This window comes from Microbulbifer sp. ABH2_005 (assembly GCF_056160005.1).
This window is the reverse complement of the sequence record NZ_JBSWWI010000001.1, coordinates 688,319-711,254: the sequence shown is the minus strand read 5'-3', so window position 1 is coordinate 711,254 and position 22,936 is coordinate 688,319. Positions and strand designations below refer to the sequence as shown.

22 protein-coding genes are annotated in these 22,936 nt (G+C 54.7%); 12 read left to right on the top strand and 10 right to left on the bottom strand.

What is annotated here, in order from left to right; genetic code table 11:
* Positions 1–46: 46 nt before the first annotated feature.
* The 6 genes from ACXAFI_RS03035 to ACXAFI_RS03010 all read right to left on the bottom strand — a co-directional run bounded on the left by ACXAFI_RS03035 (position 47) and on the right by ACXAFI_RS03010 (position 6,625).
* Complete coding sequence (locus ACXAFI_RS03035; RefSeq protein ID WP_475107628.1) at positions 47–1,072, bottom strand: alpha/beta fold hydrolase; 1,026 nt, start codon at positions 1,070–1,072, stop codon at positions 47–49.
* A 131-nt stretch (positions 1,073–1,203) separates the two neighbouring features.
* Entirely contained in the window at positions 1,204–1,806 is a 603-nt protein-coding gene (gene msrA / locus ACXAFI_RS03030) for a peptide-methionine (S)-S-oxide reductase MsrA (RefSeq protein WP_475107627.1), read from the bottom strand.
* A gap of 63 nt (positions 1,807–1,869) precedes the next feature.
* Positions 1,870–3,054 carry an iron-containing alcohol dehydrogenase gene (locus tag ACXAFI_RS03025; RefSeq protein WP_444919899.1) on the bottom strand — a complete coding sequence of 395 codons (1,185 nt, stop codon included), beginning with the start codon at positions 3,052–3,054 and terminating at the stop codon, positions 1,870–1,872.
* A 230-nt stretch (positions 3,055–3,284) separates the two neighbouring features.
* Positions 3,285–3,749 (bottom strand): hypothetical protein, encoded by a 465-nt coding sequence (locus ACXAFI_RS03020; protein ID WP_444919900.1) that lies wholly within the window; start codon positions 3,747–3,749, stop codon positions 3,285–3,287.
* A gap of 24 nt (positions 3,750–3,773) precedes the next feature.
* Positions 3,774–5,162, bottom strand: a complete 1,389-nt coding sequence (locus ACXAFI_RS03015; protein WP_475107626.1) for an aldehyde dehydrogenase family protein — start codon at positions 5,160–5,162, stop codon at positions 3,774–3,776.
* Between the two features lie 89 nt (positions 5,163–5,251).
* Positions 5,252–6,625, bottom strand: coding sequence for a glutamine synthetase family protein (locus ACXAFI_RS03010; RefSeq protein WP_444919902.1), 1,374 nt, complete (start codon positions 6,623–6,625; stop codon positions 5,252–5,254).
* A gap of 163 nt (positions 6,626–6,788) precedes the next feature.
* Here ACXAFI_RS03010 and ppa point away from each other — a divergent pair, with 163 nt between their 5' ends.
* Positions 6,789–7,325: an inorganic diphosphatase gene (gene ppa, locus ACXAFI_RS03005; protein ID WP_152454713.1), complete on the top strand. Its 537-nt coding sequence runs from the start codon at positions 6,789–6,791 to the stop codon at positions 7,323–7,325.
* 121 nt (positions 7,326–7,446) lie between these two features.
* Here the strand turns inward: ppa and ACXAFI_RS03000 are convergent, their stop codons facing one another.
* The 3 genes from ACXAFI_RS03000 to ACXAFI_RS02990 all read right to left on the bottom strand — a co-directional run bounded on the left by ACXAFI_RS03000 (position 7,447) and on the right by ACXAFI_RS02990 (position 9,702).
* Positions 7,447–7,950 (bottom strand): hypothetical protein, encoded by a 504-nt coding sequence (locus ACXAFI_RS03000; protein WP_475107625.1) that lies wholly within the window; start codon positions 7,948–7,950, stop codon positions 7,447–7,449.
* A 51-nt stretch (positions 7,951–8,001) separates the two neighbouring features.
* The gene (gene cysE, locus ACXAFI_RS02995; RefSeq protein WP_475107624.1) at positions 8,002–8,826 is read right to left on the bottom strand and encodes a serine O-acetyltransferase; all 825 of its coding nucleotides are present in this window, start codon (positions 8,824–8,826) and stop codon (positions 8,002–8,004) included.
* 159 nt (positions 8,827–8,985) lie between these two features.
* A complete protein-coding gene (locus ACXAFI_RS02990) occupies positions 8,986–9,702 on the bottom strand; it encodes a M15 family metallopeptidase (RefSeq protein WP_475107623.1) in 717 nt (238 codons plus the stop codon).
* A 243-nt stretch (positions 9,703–9,945) separates the two neighbouring features.
* Between ACXAFI_RS02990 and ACXAFI_RS02985 the strand changes: the two genes are divergently transcribed.
* The 4 genes from ACXAFI_RS02985 (at position 9,946) to ACXAFI_RS02970 (ending at position 12,957) form a co-directional block, all read left to right on the top strand.
* On the top strand, positions 9,946–10,230 hold the full coding sequence (locus tag ACXAFI_RS02985) for a TfoX/Sxy family protein (protein WP_152454716.1): 285 nt from the start codon (positions 9,946–9,948) through the stop codon (positions 10,228–10,230).
* A 219-nt stretch (positions 10,231–10,449) separates the two neighbouring features.
* On the top strand, positions 10,450–11,334 hold the full coding sequence (htpX, locus tag ACXAFI_RS02980) for a protease HtpX (protein ID WP_475107622.1): 885 nt from the start codon (positions 10,450–10,452) through the stop codon (positions 11,332–11,334).
* 125 nt (positions 11,335–11,459) lie between these two features.
* Entirely contained in the window at positions 11,460–12,515 is a 1,056-nt protein-coding gene (locus ACXAFI_RS02975) for a S1C family serine protease (RefSeq protein ID WP_475107621.1), read from the top strand.
* Between the two features lie 97 nt (positions 12,516–12,612).
* Positions 12,613–12,957 (top strand): Rieske (2Fe-2S) protein, encoded by a 345-nt coding sequence (locus tag ACXAFI_RS02970; protein ID WP_444919909.1) that lies wholly within the window; start codon positions 12,613–12,615, stop codon positions 12,955–12,957.
* A gap of 76 nt (positions 12,958–13,033) precedes the next feature.
* On the opposite strand, the gene sfsA is transcribed toward ACXAFI_RS02970, so the two are convergent.
* Positions 13,034–13,732, bottom strand: a complete 699-nt coding sequence (gene sfsA, locus ACXAFI_RS02965) for a DNA/RNA nuclease SfsA (RefSeq protein WP_475107620.1) — start codon at positions 13,730–13,732, stop codon at positions 13,034–13,036.
* 255 nt (positions 13,733–13,987) lie between these two features.
* Between sfsA and dksA the strand changes: the two genes are divergently transcribed.
* The 7 genes from dksA (at position 13,988) to folK (ending at position 22,844) form a co-directional block, all read left to right on the top strand.
* The gene (gene dksA / locus ACXAFI_RS02960) at positions 13,988–14,425 is read left to right on the top strand and encodes an RNA polymerase-binding protein DksA (RefSeq protein ID WP_152454721.1); all 438 of its coding nucleotides are present in this window, start codon (positions 13,988–13,990) and stop codon (positions 14,423–14,425) included.
* 78 nt (positions 14,426–14,503) lie between these two features.
* Complete coding sequence (gene gluQRS, locus ACXAFI_RS02955) at positions 14,504–15,385, top strand: tRNA glutamyl-Q(34) synthetase GluQRS (protein WP_475107619.1); 882 nt, start codon at positions 14,504–14,506, stop codon at positions 15,383–15,385.
* A gap of 89 nt (positions 15,386–15,474) precedes the next feature.
* Positions 15,475–15,651, top strand: coding sequence for a hypothetical protein (locus tag ACXAFI_RS02950; protein WP_169337099.1), 177 nt, complete (start codon positions 15,475–15,477; stop codon positions 15,649–15,651).
* On the top strand, positions 15,641–18,601 hold the full coding sequence (locus ACXAFI_RS02945; protein WP_475107618.1) for an ATP-binding protein: 2,961 nt from the start codon (positions 15,641–15,643) through the stop codon (positions 18,599–18,601). Before ACXAFI_RS02950 ends, ACXAFI_RS02945 begins: the two co-directional genes overlap by 11 nt.
* A 127-nt stretch (positions 18,602–18,728) precedes the next feature.
* Positions 18,729–20,120 (top strand): sigma-54-dependent transcriptional regulator, encoded by a 1,392-nt coding sequence (locus tag ACXAFI_RS02940; RefSeq protein WP_475107617.1) that lies wholly within the window; start codon positions 18,729–18,731, stop codon positions 20,118–20,120.
* A gap of 868 nt (positions 20,121–20,988) precedes the next feature.
* Positions 20,989–22,368 carry a polynucleotide adenylyltransferase PcnB gene (gene pcnB / locus ACXAFI_RS02935; RefSeq protein WP_475107616.1) on the top strand — a complete coding sequence of 460 codons (1,380 nt, stop codon included), beginning with the start codon at positions 20,989–20,991 and terminating at the stop codon, positions 22,366–22,368.
* Complete coding sequence (gene folK, locus ACXAFI_RS02930; protein ID WP_475107615.1) at positions 22,368–22,844, top strand: 2-amino-4-hydroxy-6-hydroxymethyldihydropteridine diphosphokinase; 477 nt, start codon at positions 22,368–22,370, stop codon at positions 22,842–22,844. The genes pcnB and folK overlap by 1 nt, the downstream gene beginning before the upstream one ends.
* The last annotated feature ends 92 nt before the right edge of the window (positions 22,845–22,936 follow it).

Genomic DNA, 22,936 nt, shown 5'->3' with positions numbered 1-22,936 from the left:
CGCAAACTTCCACTACTACATTGCCTTATGATATGTATTATAAGCCCTATAAATTATAGTCGTATAATAGCGGAGTATTATTAGTCCGTAACAATAATTTAATTATGCTTATCACCACTGACTTGGCACCGAGCTCTCCTAAAAAAAAGAAGTGTCCCCCGGGAAGGGATATTGAAAAGTGGCTACCAGAGCATTCAACTAGCTCTTGAAGACGCTCCCACTGAGCAGGAGAGAGGTCCTTCAATGCATTATCCCCAAGTATCCTTTTAATGAGCACTCTATTTCTAATAAATGCCCAATTAGAATTATTGAGCAGTATATTCTCAGCATCAGATATCGAATTACCATGAATAACCACAGGAAAAGGATAATCTTCATAGCCGAAAGTGTTGGCGGATTGGATAGTTGTCAATAAATCTTCTTCAAAGTGGCCATGCCTATACATCAAGCCTGTACAGATTAATGCTACAGGAGTGGCCCCCAGCATCCTCTGCCCATAAATATCTTTTGGGAGAATAGTATGGCCATTATAGGTACTTTGATCCTCCAGCGCCTGAAAAAACCAGGGGTATAAGCTCTCCCGATTTGCCAGCCCTTCTGGCGTCATAGCGATATTTTCAGTATTTGCTTTTGGCAAGAAGCCCGGAACAGCGGGATCTCCCGACATAGCAACAAACATCACTATTGAGAAGCTCTTACCAATCACCTCCTTCCCAAGAGCTCCGGCAATCTTGCATCCCATACTCCAGCCACAAACGATCACTTCTCGCTGTAAGCTATTCTCAGAGACAATCTTGTCAATTACTTCCGCGACCTGCTTGCCCCAGTCTGCGATGGTGAAATTGGGGTAATATCCATCAAAGGCTTTATTAGCGATGGGGAAGGATATCGCGAGAAAAGGGTGGCCTGAACGATGTACCCAATAACTGATAAAGTCTTCTTCCCTGGCCTCGGGGCAGCCATAAAAGATACGGGCCAAGTGAGAGTTACCCGGCACAAATACCATTAGAGGTTTGGATTTATCTGCAGCTATATAGCGATAAAGAACGGGGAATCCTGCTGCAATGCTCATTACCTCCCCTTCTTGCAATCTGCCAGATTCGGTGTTCCCCATGCCTTTTACCACATCTGAATTGTCTTAGTCAGGAGACTCATGCGCTTTGAGGGCATCACTAATTGGGGGATCAAAAAAATCCTCACCCATCAGCTCTTGCTCTTACTTTTTCCTTTACCCCAAACATCCTCAAGCCGCTGATCCCGTCCACAGCGGAAACGGTAGTATTTATAGCGGAGAGGATTACGTTGATAATAATCCTGGTGGTATGCCTCTGCTGGATAAAAAGTAGCGGCAGGCTTTATCTGGGTGACAACTTTCTTACCCAGCTCAGCCTCTACTTTCTTCTTACTCTCTTCGGCCAGCTTCTTCTCTTCTTCATTACCGTAAAAGATCTCAGCACGGTACTGATCACCCCGATCACAAAACTGGCCACCGGCATCAAAGGGGTCTACGTTGTGCCAAAAGATATTGAGTAACTCAGAATAACTCACTTTGTCTGCGTCATATTTAACTTGCACCACCTCGGCATGGCCGGTACCACCAGCAGAGACCTGATCATAGGAGGGGTTCTTTACATGACCACCGCTGTAACCCGAAGTGGTTTCCAGTACGCCATTCACTTTGTCATAAGGCGGTTCCATACACCAGAAACAACCTCCGGCAAAAATAGCGGTGCGGATGTTAGGGGAATCTTGGGCAAATCCTAGAGTGGCTGCAAAAAGAATAAACAGAGTAAAAATACTGCGCATAACCAATTCCTGTGAAAAATTCTATTGATAGGCTCTCTTCTGTCGGACCTTAGGAGCAATTTCTTACAGTGCAATATTGCCCTGGCAGGCCCGTAGGAAAATATCGCGATATTCCACGGCATTGAAAGAGATAGGGTTGCTACTTGCGGAGGGGTCTTCCGCGGCCATACAACCGATCTTATCGGCATCATCGGTTTTAATGCCGATATCCATTAAGGTATTTGGGATGCTCAATTGCTGACGCAAACCAAGGATCCAATTCAGCACCGCGTCAAAACCACTCTCGAACCTGTCTTTGCCCGTTAATTGCAGTGAGAGGGCCAACTGCCCCATGGGAATCTCTATGGCGGGCCGGTTGGCTACAAGCACATAGGGCATCAATATGGCGTTGAGTAAACCGTGGTGCTTGTCATAGAGGGCACCAAGTGGATGTGCCAGAGCATGAATGGCTCCCAAGCCGCGCTGAAATGCGGTGGCCCCCATACAGGAGGCCACCAGCATCTGTTGGCGGGCTTTCAACTCAGTGCCAATCATATAAGCACGGGGTAAATAGTTTTTAATCAGACGCATCCCCTGCAGTGCGATGCCCTCAGCCATGGGATGGTAAATGGGGGAATAATAAGCTTCCAGGTTGTGGGAGAGTGCATCCATGCCGGTGGCGGCAGTAATCTGGGGTGGTAAACCCAGAGTTAGCTCTGCATCCAATATAACGATATCCGGTAATAGTTTGGGGTGAAAAATCAGGCGTTTCAGCTTCGCCTGTTCATCGGTTATGACCGCCACCCGCCCTACCTCCGAGCCGGTGCCTGCGGTAGTGGGCACGGCGATTACCGGGACCATACCGTCGGGGTCCACTTGTTTATAGTTATCGCCAATATCTTCAAAATCCCAAATGGGACGACGCTGCCCGGCCATTAGAGCAATCGCCTTACCGGCATCTATGGCCGAACCACCACCGAAAGCGATTACACCGTCGCAGTTTTTATCTCGTAACAGCTCGACACCACAGTCAATATTCTCACCGTTGGGATTCCCCTTGATCGAGGAGAAAATATCCACCTCTAAACCATATTCCTTACAAGGCTCTAATGCGCGTTGAAGCAATGGCATGCCTGCAATATCGGGATCGGTTACCAGTAAGGGGTGCTGCATATTGAGTTCAGAGCAGGCTTTGGCAAGATCTGATATCCGGCCGGGACCAACCCAAATATTGGTAGGAAAATTCCAGTTTACCCGGTATTTATCCACATTAGCCTCTCTGCCTTTACCGCTTAAACATTTAAAATTTCTAGTTATCCACAAACTTTATGTATTTTGCCGATCAAATAAGGTTAAAAAACTGTCTGTTCATAACCTCACTGCTATCTACCTATCTAACCTGTCAAAGCTCGGCGCTATAATCCTTAGACCAAACTCCAGCTGAAAAAAGCACGATTTTCATTTTAGTAATTGGACCTATAGAATCAGTAGACGCATCATTAATCGACTACATCCTCAACAGGCTCGATAGATTCAATCACCTTAGTCACTGGTGTGAAATCTGCCGAATTACAGTCACCCTGAAAATGCGCAATTAGCAGATCATGCCCATCTCCCAGGAACCAATTTGCCAAACACCTTCCTTCCGATGAAAAAGTGACAAAGTAGCCTGAATATTTGCCAACCTGGATTGAGGAAACTGGATGTTCCACCGGATGGTTTTTTAAAAATGCGCTGGGATCACCCCCACTACTCAACATTCCTTTTCTGAGAATGAAGGCCATCAGGTTACCCGTGTGCTCCTGACGAGAACCAACCCCTACATCATTATTGTAAGGATCTTTGTATCTCGACCAGCCATCAGGAATCTCTAAAGTAATATTTTCATAAAGGTAAGGTTCCGCGCTTGATGCCAGAGGATAAATTAAAAACAATCCATAAATACAACAAGTAATCCACCTCACAAACTTTCCCTCTTTACTGGTTTGCTAACCTCTAACTTTAAAGTGAAATGATTTGGGCCTGGTTAGCTGCTCAAATCCAATTCTGGACAAGGTACATCCCCTGCCAGACTGTTTGACTCCAGTCCAGGCCAACTCCGGGTCCAGGTAGTCGCAGCGATTGAGGAAAACGGTGCCCACTCGCAAGTAATCTCCAATTGCCAGGGCAGTTTCTTCATCTCGAGAAAAAATAGCTGCTGTGAGACCAAAGCGGCTGTTATTCATCAATTCTAGAGCCTCACCATCGTCATGGACTTTTTGCACCCCTAAAACAGGACCGAAAGATTCCTCGCGCATTAGCCGCATTTTGTGGCGCACACCGGTGAGTAATTGCGGCGCCATATACTGAGTGCCGCGTTTGTCCTTGGAAAATTTATTACTCTGAAGATGGGGCTTGGCGCCCTGTGCCAGTGCTTCGTCAATTTGAGCGCGCACTTTGTCGGCAGCCTCCGCATTGACCAACGGACCCAGGGTTGTTTGGGGATCATCGGGCCGCCCCAATTGGTAGTCACCCACTAATGTAGCGGCACGCTCAACAAATTCATCAAACAGATTTTCATGCACATAGGCGCGCTCAATACCACAGCAGGACTGGCCAGAGTTAAAAAAGGCTCCATCCACAACTGCTTCTACCGCCTGTTCAAGGTCTGCGTCTTCCCGCACATAAGCCGGATCTTTACCGCCCAATTCCAGCCCCAGCTGGATAAATCGGCCAGCAACAGTGCGCTCAATATTGGCCCCCGCATCTACAGAACCGGTAAAAGCAATATGTTGAATTTCATCAGCACAGGCTAAACGTTGTGTATTTGAATGATTGAGATTTAGAAACTGAAAAACCCCGTAAGGCAGGCCCGCCTCCCTAAAAGCCTCCACCATGCGCTCCGCGCATAAAGGCGTTTGCGCAGAGTGTTTTAATATGACCGCATTGCCTGCGAGCAAGGATGGCACCACCGCATTAACCGCAGTTAAATAGGGATAGTTCCAGGGGGCGATCACCAGGGAAGTCCCCAGCGGCTCACGGCGTATAAAGCGGGAAAATCCCGGTTTGATTGGCAAATGGATATCTGCGAGAGCCTCTTCCGCCAAGTTCGCCATGGCGATGGCACGCTCAGCAAAACCATCTATTTCTCCCGGCGCATAGCGAATGGGCCTGCCCATCATCCAGCAGATTTCCTCTGCCAGTCGATGCTTTCGCTCAGTAAAAAATTCCACCGCACGGTGGACTATGGCGATACGCTCTACCATAGGGGTCAAGCGCCAGGCCCTTTGCGAAGACGCCGACCTATCCAGGGCTACACGAATTTCAGCCTCGCCGGCCAAGGCCCGCTCTAGATACACACTGTTATCAACAGGGGAAATACAGCGCAGGTGGTGCATTTTAACTATCCGTTATCGCCGGTATCACCGGCATACATTGATATCCCTTCAATATAAAAAACCACTGAAGCGCACTGTTAGAATGCCATTTAAATAATTTCGAAATACCTATCCAATTCCCAATCGGTGACGTGACGGCGATACTCGCGCTCCTCCCACTCACGGCTGGCGGCGAAGTGCTCAATAAATTCGCTGCCGAATAATTCGTGAGCGGTCTCGGAATTTTTTAGGCGCTGGGTGGCATCCCACAAAGTGGTGGGTAATTCCTGCTGTGCCTCTCGCGCCAGGGCATAGGCATTACCTTCAATTGGCGCACTGGGTTGCCACTGTTGCATTACCCCGTAAAGGCCGGAACCCAGGGCTGCAGCCAGCGCCAGATAGGGATTGGCATCCGCTGCGCCCAAGCGGTATTCCACCCGCTGTGATTTTTCACTGCCGGGAATAGCGCGCAGCGCCGTGGTACGGTTTTCCACGCCCCAGTTCGCACCAGTGGGCGCCCAGAAACCGGGTACCAGGCGTCGATAGCTGTTAACAGTAGGGGCGAACAACGCCAAGAATTCCGGCATCAGGCGTTGCTGGCCGGCAATAAAGTGGCGCATGGTTTCACTTATCCCCTGGGGCTGGGAGCCATCAAAGAAAGCGGCACTGCCACTATCCAGATCTCGTAGCGACAAATGAATATGGCCACTCTGTCCCGGGTAATCACTGCTCCAGCGCGACATAAAGGTGGCCATCAGGCCCATACGTTGCGCCAGCACCTTCATAAAGGTTTTAAACAGTGCGGCTTTGTCCCCAGCAGCCTCTGCACTATCCACGGCAATGGCCGCTTCGAGAACACCCGGGCCGGTTTCTGTGTGGAGCCCCTCCAGAGGAAAATCCATGCACTCACCCATATCGAGGATTTCTCGGTAGAGTTCGGCGTGGACCGAGTTGCGCAGCATCGAGTAGCCAAACCAGTCCGGCGTGAAAGGCTTCAGGTTGCGAAAGCCCTTTTCCCGTACCGACTCAGGTGTTTCATCAAATAAAAAGAACTCATATTCCAGGGCCGCGAAGGGTTCAAATCCAATAGCCCGGCACCGGTCTACCACGCGCTGTAAAGCCGCGCGAGGGCAGACTACCTGGGCTCGCTCATCAAACTCCGCCAGAAACAACAGCATATTGTCTTCAAAGGGAATATCGCGGCAGCTGTGCGGCAAAATGCGTACCGGCGCATCCGGGTAGCCCGTATGCCAGCCGGTATAGCGGGTGTTATCGTAGAGCTGGTCTTTGACATCCCAGCCCAATACCACATCACAAAATGAGAATCCCTGCTCCAGGGAAGAGAAGAATTTTTCGCGACTCATATATTTGCCGCGCATCACCCCATCCAAATCAAACAGGCCCACTTTGACATGACTGAGGCCGCGCCCCTCAACGATGGCTCGAGCCTCCTGAACGGTTTTTACCTCCCGCGCTTTGATCATGGCCTTCCCTGCCCCATTGTTGTTATCAATGACCTACAGGATAGACCCGCCAGCCGAGCCTTGACGCCCCATATTTCCTTTAGGGGCGTGGCTTTCAGCCGTGCCGAACTGCATATATAATCCGCGCTCCAAATTTTTCGTTTTACCCAGTTCAGGAACAGCAATGAGCTTCGACAAGATCCCCGCAGGTAATGACCTGCCCAGCGATATCAACGTAATCATCGAGATCCCTGCCAACTCCGACCCCATCAAGTACGAGGTGGACAAGGACTCAGACGCCGTATTCGTGGATCGCTTCGTTGCCACTCCCATGTTCTACCCGGCCAACTACGGCTATGTACCCCAGACTCTGTCCGAAGACGGCGACCCCCTGGACGTGCTGGTAGTAGCACCCTACCCGGTAATGGTTGGCTCCGTGATCCGCTCCCGTGTGATCGGCGTGCTGAAAATGACCGATGAGTCCGGTGTTGATGCCAAGCTGCTGGCGGTACCTCACACCAAACTGACCAAGCTGTACGATCACGTTCAGGAAATTGGCGACCTGCCCGAGCTGCTGCTCAAGCAAATCGAACACTACTTCGAAAACTACAAGGCTCTGGAAGCCGGCAAGTGGGTGAAAGTGGAAGGCTGGGCCGACGCTGAAGAAGCGCGCAAAGAAGTACTGGCTTCCCGCGAGCGCTACCTGAAAGAAGAAGGCTGATCACAGCTTCTTTAAAGCCCGGCACGATTTTTTATTGGCCGGGTTGGCAGGCATAAAAAAACCGGCAAATTGCCGGTTTTTTTATGCCTGGGCGTTCCCTGTAATGGGAACTGCAGAAGATCTAATTGAGATCCCACTGGGGAATACTGACCGCTACAGCGGCTGTCTCAGCCCGCTCGCTCTCATCCAGTAACAACCCCTCCGCCGCACGTAGGCTGATATGCTCAGTGGACACCTGCACTTCCACCACCTGCTCGCGCTCATGATCTTTCACCAAGTTGCCCTCCATAGGCGCAAGCGTCCAGTTGGGAGCAAGAGGCCCTTCTGGTTGCGATACCTGCGTTGGCTCAGCAGCCTTGGATTCTTGCGCACGCTTGGCGATATCAGAACCGCCCTCATTCTTGAGAACCACCTGGGCACCAACCTTGGCCAGGGTGGCTTGAAATTGCTCCGCCTGGGCGCGGCTGAGTCCCTTGCGAAGTACCAGCGGCCGACCACTAAACAGTTTTTCCACTGCCTGGGGGCTGCTCTTAAACAGGCGCGCCAAATTGGCCTTCACATCACCGGCGGTAAAGCCGGCAATCAGGTCGCCGCGGAATATCAGGCTATAGGTGGCTTGGCTCATCACTCAGTCCCTATGTGTAATGCTGGTTGGATAATGCTTGGCGTGGCTACTTTATTCTTCGGAGCCCAGGGTTTGATCCATGGTCAGAGCGGGGGCGCCCTCTATACGTCCTCCCACTTGACGTGCGGGGACGCCAGCCACCGTGGTGTGATCGGGAACGTCCTGCAGAACCAGGCTACCGGCGGCTATCTTCACATCCTCACCCACCCGCACAGGCCCCAGAATCTTGGCTCCGGCGCCAATCATCACGCCATGACCAATTTTCGGGTGGCGATCCCCAGAACCGCGGCCGCTGCCGCCCAGAGTCACCGAATGCAAAATGGAGACATTGTCGCCCACCACCGAGGTCTCTCCCACCACCAAACCCGTGGCGTGGTCAATCATGATACCGCTGCCAAACTTGGCCGCAGGGTGGATATCCACAGCGAACTGCTCCGACACACGGCTCTGGAAATACAGCGCCAGAGTCGTGCGCCCCTGATTCCACAGCCAATGGGCGATACGGTGCGATTGCAGTGCGTGAAATCCCTTGAAGTAAAGAAAGGGGGTGAGGTATTGGTCGCAGGCGGGGTCCCGGTCATACCAAGCACAGATATCCGCCAACATACTGCGGGATATACTTTCATCTCCCTGTAGGGCGGAGGCGATCACTTCCTGCAAGGCGGTGGACGTGAGCGCATTGTGATCGAGGACTGAAGCTAACTGGTCTGCAATCGCGTGCTCAGGCGACTTGTGGCGCAGCACGGTATTGTGGAAGTAACTCGCCAGAATCGGCTCATCCCTGGCGGCTGCGGCAGCCTCTGCGCGCATAGCACTCCATACGTCTCCGGGCTCAGTTTGGCTGTCGATAATCTGTTCCTCACCTTTCTTACTCATTTTCCCAGGGCTTTCCCTCCCAGTGCCGCCTTATTGTATCTAATCTGCTTGAATCTAATCCGGGCCCCTGAGCTCGCGCAGCTTCGCAGGAATGTCAGGGGCTTTCAAGCGCCACTCATCTTAGGAAACCACCGCAGAATCCAGTGGCGTAGATCTTTCTCAGAGCGGCATTTCTGCCGGATAACAGTGATCTGGAATCCACACAAAGCGCGTATAGATGTGCTCCAGTTGCTCGCAAATCGTATCGCACAGCGCCAGGTCACTGGAGCGCAGCTGCGCTTCCAGGCGCTCCAGGGTCAACAGGTGCTGTAGCTCCAGGGCTCGCGGTGCATAGCTCAAATGCCAGCGTTCCGGTGCCACACCACCGCGATCCTCGGCATAAGGGCGAAACAGGCCGTAACTCTGCCCTGCAGCTATGCGCTGGTCCAGCCACTGGTGAAAGGCACCGAAAACCCCATCATCAGCCACTTCCTGTGGGGTTAGCTGTACCTGGTAGTCCTCTGCTACGGCAGCGGAATCGATAATATCGAAATCTGTACCCCAGTGATGGCGCGAGGCACCAGGCAATGCCGACCAACGCAGTATGGCGAGCACCAGCTCCCCCTGTGGCAGCTCGGAGATTTCAAGCGCTTCTCCATCGTTGTTAAGCACCGGGCGCTGCCCCTGGGCTTTGCCATTCCAGATGGTGCGCTGGCGCTCAAAACTGCGAAAGCCGGAGACAACCTTGGGATCAAAGCCGGCATCGCGCGCATCGCGCCGCAGGCGTTGAAAGGCGACCAGGGCCTCCGGGTGCAGCAGCTGCCCAGAGGGAGGATCGAGAATAACGTGATGATCCGTGAGCCCGAAGAGCATGCTCTTTAGTGGTGTAGATAACATTTGGCTCCTATCGGCAGGCGATTCTTATAGGGCGGTCTAAAGTGAGTAAACACCCGGCTACTCTACCAAAGAGCGGCGTGGAATAAGTGAGCCCACCGCAATTTGCTAGATAAAGTAATAGGCGCTGTCTTAAAGCCCGCGGCGGTAATCTTTGTTGGCAGTTTGTTAATGTATGTTAAGTTCAGTCCCGCGATTGAGGATTGATCGCAACCACTGGACGGAAAACCTTGCAGGGAAAACTGAATGCACCCCAGTCAATCAGAATTACTCAAGCTGAAAAATTTGGGGCTCGCCTCCGTCAACATCCTTCACTCCATTGGTATTCGCACCTACGAAGACCTCCATCGTATTGGCCCGGTTGAGGCCTTTATCAGTATTCGCAACCGCGGCATCAACGCCTCGCGTGTCATGCTCTATGCACTTCAAGGTGCCCTCCTGGACGTTCACTGGAACGACCTGGATCCGGATCTCAAGCAGCAGCTGGTCACTGAAGCCGATCGCCTGCTGGCCACGCAGAATTCTGACTAGGGCCTGTCCCTAAAACAATAGAAGGAATACACTGCCTACCGAGCTGTAGGAAGCCTGTGGTATGAGTGCCAATTAAGAACTCACAGGAAGCTGTTTCCGGCGGACCGCTAAATCAACACGTTCTTTATTACTTCCGCCCGGCAGTAACACTAAATTTTGTCACACAAACCACCACACCCTATCTAAACTTGTCTAAGGGCAAAGAGACGGAGAGAGCCGATGTTGCGCATTGGACTATTCCTGCTGACTAACCTGGCGGTATTGGTTCTAGTCGGCATTATTTTCAATATTTTCGGTATTGGCGGCATCCTCCAGGCCAATGGTGTCGACCTGAACCTGGGTGCATTGCTGCTTCTCTGTGCGCTATTTGGTTTTGGCGGCTCTTTTATTTCCCTGTTTCTCTCCAAGACCATCGCTCGTATGAGCACCCGCACCCAGATTATCACCGAGCCGCGCAGTGCCGACGAGCAATGGCTGGTGGAAACGGTGCGCGAGCTATCGCGCAAGGCGAATATCGGTATGCCGGATGTGGGTATTTTTCCCATGCCCCAGGCCAATGCTTTCGCCACCGGCTGGAATCGCAACAATGCCCTGGTCTCTGTGAGCGCCGGGCTATTGCAGCGCTTCAGTCGCGAAGAGGCGCGCGCGGTGATCGGCCATGAGATCGGTCACGTGGCCAACGGCGATATGGTAACTCTGGCGTTGATTCAGGGAGTGGTGAATACCTTTGTGATGTTCTTTGCACGGCTGGTCGGTTTCTTTGTCGACCGGGTGATACTGCGCAATGAGCAGGGCCTGGGCATCGGCTACTACGTTACCTCTATCGTGATGGATATTATTTTTGGCTTCCTCGCCATGTTTATCATCGCTTGGTTCAGCCGCCGTAGGGAGTATCGCGCAGACCACGCCGGCGCCACCCTGGCGAGCCCCAACTCTATGATTGCCGCACTGCAACGGCTCAAAGTGGAATCTGAACGGGGTCACGAGGAACCGCTGCCGGGCAATATGAAAGCCTTTGGTATTTTCGGCAATATGGGAGCTATGCTGGCCACCCACCCGCCGCTAGATGACCGCATCCTCGCCTTGCAAAATTTCCGCAAGTAATAGCCAGGTTGCTGTTTACACGCTTCGGGGGCGGGTTTTAATTCATTGCCGCGCCCCCATCTTCACTCCCTCACAGCGAGCAAAGTAAACTTTTCAGTAAAGTGATAAAGCGAAGACGGCAACCCATGACACCGCTTAAAACTCTGCCCATTATTCTGTCGGCCCTTTTGTTCTCTTTCATCGTTCCCCTGTATGCAGAGGTACCGGAGTTCGCCACCGATGACGAGCGCAACACCATGCAGGTGTTTAATTTTGCCAGTCCATCGGTGGTGTATGTCACCAATGAAACTCTGGTTCGCGATCGCAGAACCCTGCGCCTGCACGCGGTGCCCAAAGGCGCCGGCAGTGGATTTATCTGGGATGAGCAGGGGCACGTGGTCACCAATTTCCATGTCATCGAAGGCGCACGCCAAGTCACCATCACCCTGCAGGACCGCAGTGAATGGCCCGCCACTCTGGTGGGTACCGCACCGGAAAAAGATCTGGCCGTATTGAAAATTGAAGCACCGAAAGGATTGCTCAAACCTCTGGTAGCAGGCACTTCAAGCAACCTGTCTGTGGGGCGCAAGGTACTCGCTATCGGCAATCCTTTTGGCCTAGACACCACCCTGACCACCGGAGTGGTCAGCGCACTGGGGCGAGAAATCGAAGCCGCCAACAACCGCACCATCCGCAATGTGATTCAAACCGACGCCGCTATTAACCCTGGCAACTCTGGCGGTCCTCTGCTCGATTCCCTCGGCCGCCTGATCGGTGTAAATACCGCTATCTATAGCCCGAGCGGCGCCAGTGTGGGCATCGGTTTTGCTATTCCTGTGGATACCGTAAAGAAAATAGTGCCGCAGCTAATTAACTACGGCCGCCTGGTTCGGCCAATTCTCGGCATCGAATCGGCGCCGGACCAGTGGAGCAGTCGCTACGGCTTTGAAGGTGTTGCCGTGCTGCGCACTGCGCCCGGCCTGCCGGCGGAAAAAGCCGGGTTACAGGGCATCTACCGCACACGCCAAGGGGGGTGGCAACTCGGAGACGTTATCGTGGAAGTCGAACAACAACCCGTCCGCAGCTACGACGACCTGCTGAATGCACTGGAGAAGTACCGCGCCGGGGACCAGATTACCCTGGGAATAATGCGCAACGGGACAATCCGCTACACCTCGATTACACTCGCGGCGCCCCAGTAAACAGGGGCAGAATCCGGCGCAGCTTCCCCAAATCAACATATCTGGAGAGAAGGCGCCGCAATAACCAATAAATAATTGTGCCTAAGGCCGACCAGTTATGCAGAAATACTTCCTGTGTCGTTACGATGAGTTAACGGAAGGACAATCCAAAGGCTTTTCCCTCGGCGATACCGCCGCAGGCACCGACAATGTGTTTGCGGTAATGAAAGGGGGTGAGGTTTTCGCCTATAAAAACACCTGTCCCCATCGCGGCATCAATCTCGACTGGCAGGAAGACCAGTTTCTCGATCCCGATGGCGCATTGATTCAATGTGCATCCCACGGAGCGTTGTTCACCATCGAAACCGGCGAATGCATTGCCGGGCCCTGTACCGGGGATGCTCTAACGCCAGTGCCAGTGGAATACGCTCAAGACGGTCTCTACGCCCTGCTGCCGGAATAAACTGGCCTCAATAAAATCGCAGGAATGAGATTTTATTGGCTGGCCGAATTCCGCCCAGCCAATAAACCAAATTCTCTCAGCGAAATGGCAAAGCTTCGCTCAGAACAATTTCAGCGGCATTCATCTGTGCCTTGTAAGCGAGCACCTGCACACCGGCAGACACAGCGCTATCGAGGGCCTTGGCATAAACGGGGTCGATCTCTCGCGCTGCTGCCACACTCTCGATACCGCTGTGTTGTACACAGTAAAAAAGCACTGCACGCACACCACTTTCAGCCAATTTCTGCAACTCACGCAGATGTTTGGCACCGCGGGCACTTACCGCATCGGGAAAATAACCGCGCGGCCCATCTGCAAGAGTGACATTCTTGACCTCCACATAGCAGTCGCCGGCATCACCGGACAATAGAAAATCAATACGGCTATTTTCATCGCCGTAACGCACTTCCCGACGCAGGGATTCATACCCTTGCAACTCACTGACCACTCCGGAATTTATGGCCTCTTCCACCAGGGCATTGGCGCGCCCGGTATTAACGCCGGCCAAGGCGCCGTCTGGGGTTGTGCAGATTTCCAGCGTGTGACGGTACTTGCGCTTGGGATTGCCCGAATCCGAATACCAGCATGCGCCCCCTTCAATCCAACAGTTTTTCATAGAGCCTGTATTTGGGCAGTGGATGGTAAACATCTCGCCATTAGCCGTCTCCACATCGGCGAGGAAACGTTTGTAGCGACGCAACAGGGTGGCCTTTTGTAATGGAGGAGAAAACTTCACTGGCTGGCACTCTTGTACATTTCAGCGCCACAAAATAGCAGACAACTATTTGTGGCGCGAATCGCGCAGATTTGATAGCTTCCTCGCTCTCGGTCGCCGGGGGTCTCGGTAACCGAGGCAAGGATTAGCCTGCCACCGCAACTGCTTGAATAGGTGAAAAAAACATCACCCAAAAAGATTCCGGTCTAGGCTAGATTGAATTTGGTGGTATCGCCCCCATTATCGGGGGTCCGTAAAGAAAGAGAGGCAACGACTATGCCCAAAACTGCTGCGAGCACCGATTCTCTGCACGGCTTTGAGCCCTACAAGGAGACTAAGGGCGAAGAGTACATGAATGAGAAGCAGCAGGAGCATTTCCGCAACTTGCTGTTGGCCTGGAAGGCCGAACTGATGGCGGAAGTGGACCGCACCGTTTCCCATATGAAAGACGAGGCCGCAAACTTCCCCGACCCCGCCGATCGCGCGAGCCAGGAAGAAGAGTTCAGCCTTGAACTGCGCACCCGCGATCGCGAGCGCAAGCTGATTAAGAAAATCGACGCCACCCTGGAACTGATTGACCAGGATGACTACGGTTTCTGTGAAGCTTGCGGGGTTGATATTGGTATCCGCCGCCTTGAAGCGCGCCCCACTGCAACCCTGTGCGTGGACTGCAAAACCCTGGCTGAGATCAAGGAAAAACAGCTTTCCGGCTGATTTTTTCCCTTCGCATTGCGGCGATCACCCCAGATCGCCCAGCTGGACAGGGCGGTCGACGGGACCGCCTCTACCATCTTGAATAGCAAGACTCCCTATATCGGTCGCTTCGCTCCTTCGCCGAGCGGTCCCCTGCATTTCGGCTCGCTGGTGTGCGCACTCGGCAGCTATCTCGACGCCCTCGCGCATGGTGGGCACTGGCTCGTGCGTATGGAGGACCTCGATCCCCCCCGCGAGGAACCCGGCGCAGCTACACGCATCCTGAAAACCCTGGAATCCCATGGACTGCATTGGCACGGTGCGGTTGAATGGCAGAGCAAGCGCCACGCACTCTACGAAGAGACCCTCTTTCGATTGCGCCAGCAGGGACTCCTGTACGCCTGTTACTGTTCACGCACTCAGATCCGCCAAAACGGTGGTCACGATAACTTGGCCTGCCGAACTAGGGGTACAGGGGATAAAAACGATAGTGTCTGCGCCCTGCGCCTGCATTGCGCAGGCGGAGAAGAGCACTTCGAGGATATTTGGCGCGGGACACAAAGCCAGTCAGTACGCGAAGACACCATTCTCAAGCGCCGCGATGGCCTCTACGCCTATCAATTGGCAGTAGTGGTCGATGATATTGCCCAGGGCATCAACCATGTCGTGCGCGGTGCCGACCTGCTAGACACCACCGCCGCACAAATCCGCCTGTTTCACCTGCTCGGCAGCGAAGCGCCGCACTTTGGCCATCTGCCGTTGGTCATGGGGCCGGGGGGAATGCAAAAACTCAGCAAGCAAAACCACGCACCGGCGATTGACGACAGCAAGGCCGCCAGCAACCTCTGCACCGCATTGGATTTTCTCGGCTTCCATATTGCGGATGATCTGGAGAGAGAGGCACCGGAACATATTCTGAAGTGGGCTGCGGCGCGCTGGCAGCGTCACCAGGTCGATAAGCGCGACCGGCAATTGCACTGATCGCTGGGGACAATTAACATTTTTGCGCCAGCCGAAACCCGGCCAACCATTTACCTTTTCACCCTCCACGCGGATTTACATAACAACCTATGAGCAACCGCACCCTGCTAATTCTGCTCGTGCTGGTGGGCTATGTGTTCTCCCCCACCATATTTACCTGGATGATCAACCCCGTTGGCGCCTGGTATCGGCCCTTTATTCTCTGGTTCGTACTGATCCTGCTGGCGATTTTTATCCAGTGGAGGCGCAAGTCGAATGAGCTTTGAGATAGCCCATATCGCCCTGATCGGGGTCGCCTATATCGCCACCCTGTTCTTTGTCGCTTTCGCCACTTCCAAAGGATGGCTGCCCTCGCGCTGGGTGCGCCATCCTCTGGTGTATGTGCTCTCGCTGGGGGTCTCTCTATCCGCCTGGACCTTCTACGGCATTGTCGACCTCGCCTGGCAATACGGTTACGGAGTGCTCGCCTACTACTTGGGCACCGGTGCCATGTTCCTGTTCGCACCGGTGGCGCTGGAACCCCTGGCTCGCCTGGCCCAGCGCTACCAGCTCTACTCCCCCGCTGATCTATTGGTATTCCGCTACCACAGTCGCCAGGTGGGCACCCTGGCCACCCTGTTTATGCTACTGGCGCTGTTGCCGCTGGTGGCTCTGCAGATCCAAGCGGTGTCTGAGACCCTGGCACTGCTATCTCGGGACAGCGTCGCTGCACTGGGGCTGCCGGATAGCGGTGTCTCCAGCAAAAACCTGATCGCCTTCTTCTATTGCGTACTGTTGGCAGTGTTTACCAGTATGTACGGCGCCACTCGCGAGCGCGGTGAGGGCCTGGCCAGCGCCATGGCACTGGAATCCCTGGTTAAGCTGGTGGCGCTGACCGCAGTAGGGGGCTATGCGGTTTACGGTGTATTCGGTGGTTTTTCGGGACTCGACCAGTGGCTGCTGGAAAACAACGATATGCAGCAACTGCTCTACACCCCTATTGAGCAGGGTTCCTCGCATACGCTGCTGCTGGTCTTTATCGCCACCGCCGTGGCCATGCCCCATATCTTTTATCTGAGTATTGCCGAGCGGCCCACCGGCCAGGCCCTGCGCACCGCCAGCTGGGGATTCCCGCTATTCCTGTTGCTGATGGCGCTACCGATCTTTCCGATAATGTGGGCGGGTTTCGCCCTGGATGTGGCCGAACCGGTGCAGTACTTTTCGCTAGCAGTGCCGCGAGCCAGCGGCTCGGCGCTGCTGACCACCCTCGCCTTTATCGGCGGCCTCTCCGCCGCCACCGGCGCACTGATTATGATGACCCTGGCGCTGTCCACCATGGTGATGAACCACTGGCTACTACCGGGCACCCGCTGGCATTCTGAAGACAATATGTATCGCCAGCTGGTATGGCTGCGCCGGGCCTTGATAGCCGCATTGTTTATCGCCGGTTTCGCCTTCTATCTGCTGCTGGACAATCGCCTATCCCTATCGGATCTGGCCCTGCTGGCTTTTATCGGCTCGCTACAGTTCCTCCCTGGTATCTTCGCCGTTATTCACTGGCCGCGGGGCAATCGACGTGGTCTGATCGGCGGGCTTCTGGCTGGGATGCTGATCTGGGGTTGCGGCTTGCTGCTGCCATCGGTGTTCGAGATTACCGGCATCACCCTGCCCGGTACTTCTCTTCAGATCCCTTTGGGGATGTCCATCTGGACCCAGATCACCACCCTGTCACTCGGCGTCAACATACTGCTGTTCGTCAGCCTGTCGCTGTTCACTTCGACGAGCAGCCTGGAACAATACGCCGCTGACCTGTGCAGTGACGACACCATCGCCCAGGCTCTGCGCCTTGGCCTTGATGTGCAGTCCGCAGCGGACTTTCGCCTGCGCCTGGCGGAGAGCCTGGGGGCGGCGACCGCCAACACCGAGGTGAAACGCGCCCTCAGCCAGCTCAACCTGCCCGATGATGAACGCCGCCCCTACGCCTTACGCCAGCTGCGCAACCGTATCGAATCCAACCTGTCGGGGCTGCTGGGGCGGGTGCTAGCCGGCCAGATTATCGATCGCCATTTTCCCTTCCAGAACAGCGATCAGCCGGCTAACAAGGATATCCACCTGATCGAAACCCGCCTGGGGCGTTACAAACACCAGCTCACCGGGCTCGCCGCAGAATTGAACAACCTGCGCCTGTATCACCGGCAAATGCTCGAAGAGCTACCCATGGCCGCCTGCTCCCTGGGGCGCGATGGCGAGATACTGCTGTGGAATTACGCCATGCAGGATCTCACCGGTATTGCCGCCGTAGAGGTGATCGGCTCCAAACTGGAATATCTGGCTGAGCCCTGGCGCAGTCTGCTGGCGGAGTTCGCCGAATCTACCGATGCCAGCCGCTTCAAGCAGCAGGTCAGTCTCGACGGCAACAGCCACTGGCTCAACCTGCACAAAACCCGACAGAAACGCAGCCGCAGCGGGCCAGCCCGCAACCAGCGCGGCGATGGACAGATGTTGCTACTCGAGGACATTACCGAAACCCAGATATTGGAACAGGAGCTGATTCACAGCGAACGCCTGGCCTCGGTGGGGCGTCTTGCCGCCGGTGTCGCCCACGAAGTGGGCAACCCGGTGACCGGCATCGCCTGCCTGGCGCAGAACCTCCAGTTCGATTGCGACAATCCGGAAGTGCTGGAAACCGCCGACCATATCCTCAGCCAGACCCAGCGCATCAGCCGTATCGTGCACTCACTGGTGAATTTCTCCCACAGCGGCAGCCAGGAAAGTGAACGCGCGCCAGTGGACCTCTATGCCTGCGTGCAGGAAGCCGTACATTTATTGTCCCTGCAGCGGGATAAAACCGAAGTGCGTTTCGAAAATGCGGTGCCCGCAGATCTGATCGCCCCCGGAGATAACCAGCGCCTGATCCAGGTATTTATCAACCTGCTCAGCAACGCCCGCGACGCCAGTCCCGATGGCGGCCTTATCCGCATTGAAGGCCGCGAAGCCAGGGGCTGTGCCTGTGTGTCTGTTACCGACGACGGCCCCGGTATTTCGGCCCAGCACCGCGAGCGCATCCTGGAACCTTTCTTCACCACCAAAGAACCCGGCGAGGGCACAGGCCTCGGCCTGGCGATGGTGTACAGCATTGTCGAGGAGCACGGGGGACAGCTGGAACTAGAGAGTCCGGCTAATCCGGAGACTGGCCGCGGCGCCAGATTTACTGTGCAGCTGCCCTTGGCAGGTTAAGAATCCAGCCGGCAAACCGGCCAGATATTGGGCAAAAATAACCCGATTCTCCGTTTTTGAGTTGCATAGAAACGGCGGCCGGGTAAAACTAGGCGTTTGTTGAGCATTTTGTAACCAGGCGTAACATATGAGCCACATCCTGATCGTCGAAGATGAAGCCATTATTCGAACGGCGCTGCGCAAACTGTTAGAGCGGCACCGATACAAGGTCAGCGAAGCGGGCTCAGTCAGGGAGGCTCTCAGTAAATACCGAGTTAACGAGGTCGACCTGGTTATCTCAGATCTGCGCCTTCCCGGTGCGCCCGGCACCGACTTACTCAAACACGCCGGTGAAGTGCCGGTACTGATCATGACCAGTTACGCCAGTCTGCGCTCCGCGGTGGACTCCATGCGCATGGGCGCTGCGGACTATATCGCCAAGCCCTTCGACCACGATGAGATGCTCGCCACTGTTCGCCGTGTCATCGGCAAGGCCGAGCAGAGCCGCGCTCAAGCTCCTGTGGATAAAGGCAACCCCGGCACTATCGCCGGGATGATCGGCGACAGCCAGGTTATGCGCGAACTCTACGGGCGCATCCACAAGGTGGCCCCCACAGATGCCACCGTGCTGGTACACGGTGAAACCGGTACCGGTAAGGAACTGGTGGCCAAGGCTATCCACGAGGAGAGCCGCCGCGCCGGCAAACCACTCATCTCAGTCAACTGTGCCGCCATTCCCGAGACATTGATCGAATCTGAATTGTTCGGTTATGAAAAAGGCGCCTTTACCGGTGCCCAGAGTGCCCGCGAAGGGCTTGTTGCCGCTGCAGATGGGGGCACACTGTTTCTGGATGAAATCGGGGAACTCCCCTTGGAGGCCCAGGCGCGACTGCTTCGTGTGATACAGGAGGGCGAAGTGCGTCCGATCGGCTCTATTGAGTCCCACAAAGTGGATGTACGCCTGGTTACCGCCACCCACCGCAATCTGCGCCAACTCGCCGCTGAACGCAAATTTCGCGAAGACCTCTACTACCGCATCAACGTGGTGCAGATGACTCTGGCCCCGCTGCGCGAACGCGGTCGCGATGTCCTTGCACTAGCAGAGCACCTTCTGGAAAAGTTCTGCACCAAAATTGAGCGACCCCTGTTGCGCCTCTCTCCTGAAGCCGTCCAGGCTGTCACCACCTACACCTGGCCCGGTAACGTACGTGAACTGGAGAACGCCATACAGCGCGCGGTGATCCTCACCGACCGCGATAGCCGGGAAATCGATCATAGAACCCTGGATATCGATCTAGATTTGGTCCCTGTGGAAGAAGCCATTGGCGAACCCCGCCCACGCAGCCTGCACACAGATCCCCGCGAAGACCTGTCTCTAGAGGATTACTTCGCGCGCTTCGTTATCGAGCACCAGGACACCATGAGCGAGACAGAACTGGCGAAAAAGCTGGGAGTTAGCCGCAAATGTCTGTGGGAAAGACGTCAAAAACTGGGCATTCCCCGCAAGAAGGCCCGCCGCAGCGCCGTTGCCGAAGTCTGATTACCTTATTCTGGGGGCTAAGCCGCCCCCGATCACCTCCACCGGCCGCGCTACCCCGCCGCGGCACTTGAATCCCAAAAAACGCCTCCCCAACGGTGTGCCCTGCATGCTGGCGCCCCCGCGCCCCTTGTACACCTCCGGTAACAAGGGGAAGTGTTACCCAACACCTACCTCAAGTAACAGTTGCCGCACCTTACGTAACGCAATGGCGCTTAGAAAAGTTCCATCAATTTTCGTAAAGATTGTAACTTGTTGATTTATAAGGTTTTTTAAAAGTTGGCACACTAAGTGCTTTACTCTTAGTACAAAAATTAAAAACGGCCAACAATAAAAATAAATGACCGTTAAAAGCCCTATAACTACTCAAAATAAGTGGGCGAAACACAATAAAAATAATGGGGCGGCCGATAACAAAAGCAATGAGTGGCCAAAACCGCAAGAACAACAATAAACAATAACAATAAATTCGAAAGAAGAATAAAAATAACAACAAGCGCGTTGCAAACTGACTGATTTATACCTGGGAGAGGGTGTTTGCTTGATAGCAAATTAAGAGCGCAAGGAAGCCGCTACCTTAATACCTGTAATAATAATTCCCAAACTTTTCCCCAACTTTCCGGCACCCGCAGATTGCGGGCGCATTGCTTTGCGTGTGTTAGAATCGCGCCAGCGAGTCCTCCACACTGACAGCAGATGCCATTGCCGCCCCCTGTTTTGGACTTCGCCCCTGGGCCAGCCCAGGTTCAGAGGCCCCAGTAGTGCAACAACTTACCCTAACTTATATGGGGCAAGGAAAGCGCGGGTGTAAAGCCTGCCGCCACCGAAGATGTGGCCTCAGCACCAACAGGGCATTTTCGGTCACCAACAGATGGCAGCAGTCAAGACAGACAGCCGTATGCTCAATAATTTGATTAGTAGTATCAAACGCTGGCGCAAGCCGGCCAAGAAAGGCCCCAGGATTATCGCCCGCAGCGATCACAATATCTCCCGCCGGGACATCAGCCGCGCGGCCCTAACGGTCATGAAGCGCCTACAAGAGGCGGGTTTCCAAGCGTACATTGTCGGTGGCGGTGTTCGGGACCTAATGCTCGGCGGCCACCCCAAAGACTTCGATGTCGCCACTGACGCTACCCCAGAACAGGCCAAGACACTGTTTCGCGGTGCACGCATCGTCGGGCGGCGTTTTCGAATCCTGCACGCGCGTATCGGCCGTGAGGTCATTGAGGTCACCACTTTCCGCGGTCACCACAACGATGGCGAAGAGCACGAAGCCAAACAGTCCGAACACGGAATGCTGCTGCGTGACAATGTCTATGGCGATCTGGAAAGTGACGCCGTGCGCCGGGACTTCACGGTTAATGCGCTCTACTACACCACCGATGGCTTCGCCATCCACGATTACACCGGCGGTGTGGAGGATATAGAAAAGCGTCTTATCCGCATGATTGGCACACCGGCCACACGCTATAAAGAAGACCCAGTGCGGATGCTACGCGCGGTACGCTTCGCCGCCAAACTGGATTTTGCCATTGAAGCCGGCACCGAAGCCCCTTTGCAGGAGCTGGCCCCCCTACTGCGCAATATTGCCCCCGCGCGCCTATTCGACGAGATTCTCAAGCTGCTGATGAGCGGCCAGGGCGAGCGCACTTTCGAGTTGTTGCGCCGCTACCATCTGTGGCAACACCTGTTCCCCGATAACGCCGCCCAAATTGAAAAGAACCCTTCGGCACTGGAACTGACCCGACGCGCACTGCGCAATACCGATCAGCGTATCCAGGCCGATATGCGTGTCACCCCCGCCTTTTTGTACGCGGCCCTGTTGTGGCCGGCGGTGAATGAAGAACAGAAGAAACTCATAGAAAAAGGGGTGCCGCCGGCACCAGCATTGGCCCAGGCGGCACAAAAAATCACAAGCAACCAGCTGGCCCACACCGCGATTCCCAAGCGTTTCTCTATCCCCATGCGCGAAATCTGGGACCTGCAGCACCGCCTGCCACAGCGCGGCGGCAGCCGCGCACAGCGTCAAATGGAGCACCCCCGCTTCCGCGCCGCTTACGACTTCCTGCTATTGCGCGAAGAGTGTGGTGAGCTCGAGCCCGGCTTGGGCAACTGGTGGACCGAATTCCAGCAGGCCGACGACGAACAGCGCCAACAGATGGTACGCAAGCTCCAGCGCAGCGGTGGCGGCAACCGCCGTGGCCGCAACTCCCGCGGCGGGCGCCGGCGCAGGCCAAAGGCTGCCGAATAATGGAAAGAGTTTTTATCGGGCTCGGCAGTAACCTGGCTGAGCCCCAGAAACAGCTGCGCGGTGCCCTGAAAGCCATCGAAGAAATTCCCCACAGCCGCCTGCTGCACTGCTCCAGCTTTTATCACAGTGCCCCTATAGGCCCTGGGGAGCAACCGGATTATGTCAATGCTGTAGCGGAACTGGAGAGCGCGCTGCGACCCATCGAGCTACTTAACCAACTCCAGTTGATTGAGCAGGCCCACGGGCGCGAGCGCTCGGTGCGCTGGGGAGCACGAACCCTCGACCTGGATATCCTGCTGTTCGGCGAGCTCCAGTTAGACGAAGCACGCCTGCAGGTGCCGCACCCGCGCATGGCAGAGCGCAACTTCGTGCTGCTGCCACTGGCCGAGCTAGCCCCCAACCTGCAATTGCCAACTGGGGAATCACTGCAACAGCTGCTGCAGAATTGCCCCCAAAATCGCCTGGAGAAAATCTAACCAGCCTACAGTGCAGCGCCAAAAGTGCTCGACTGGCCGCCCCGCTTAATAGTATTTTTGCGCCTGCAGCCCATCAGGGAAGACCCCCAACC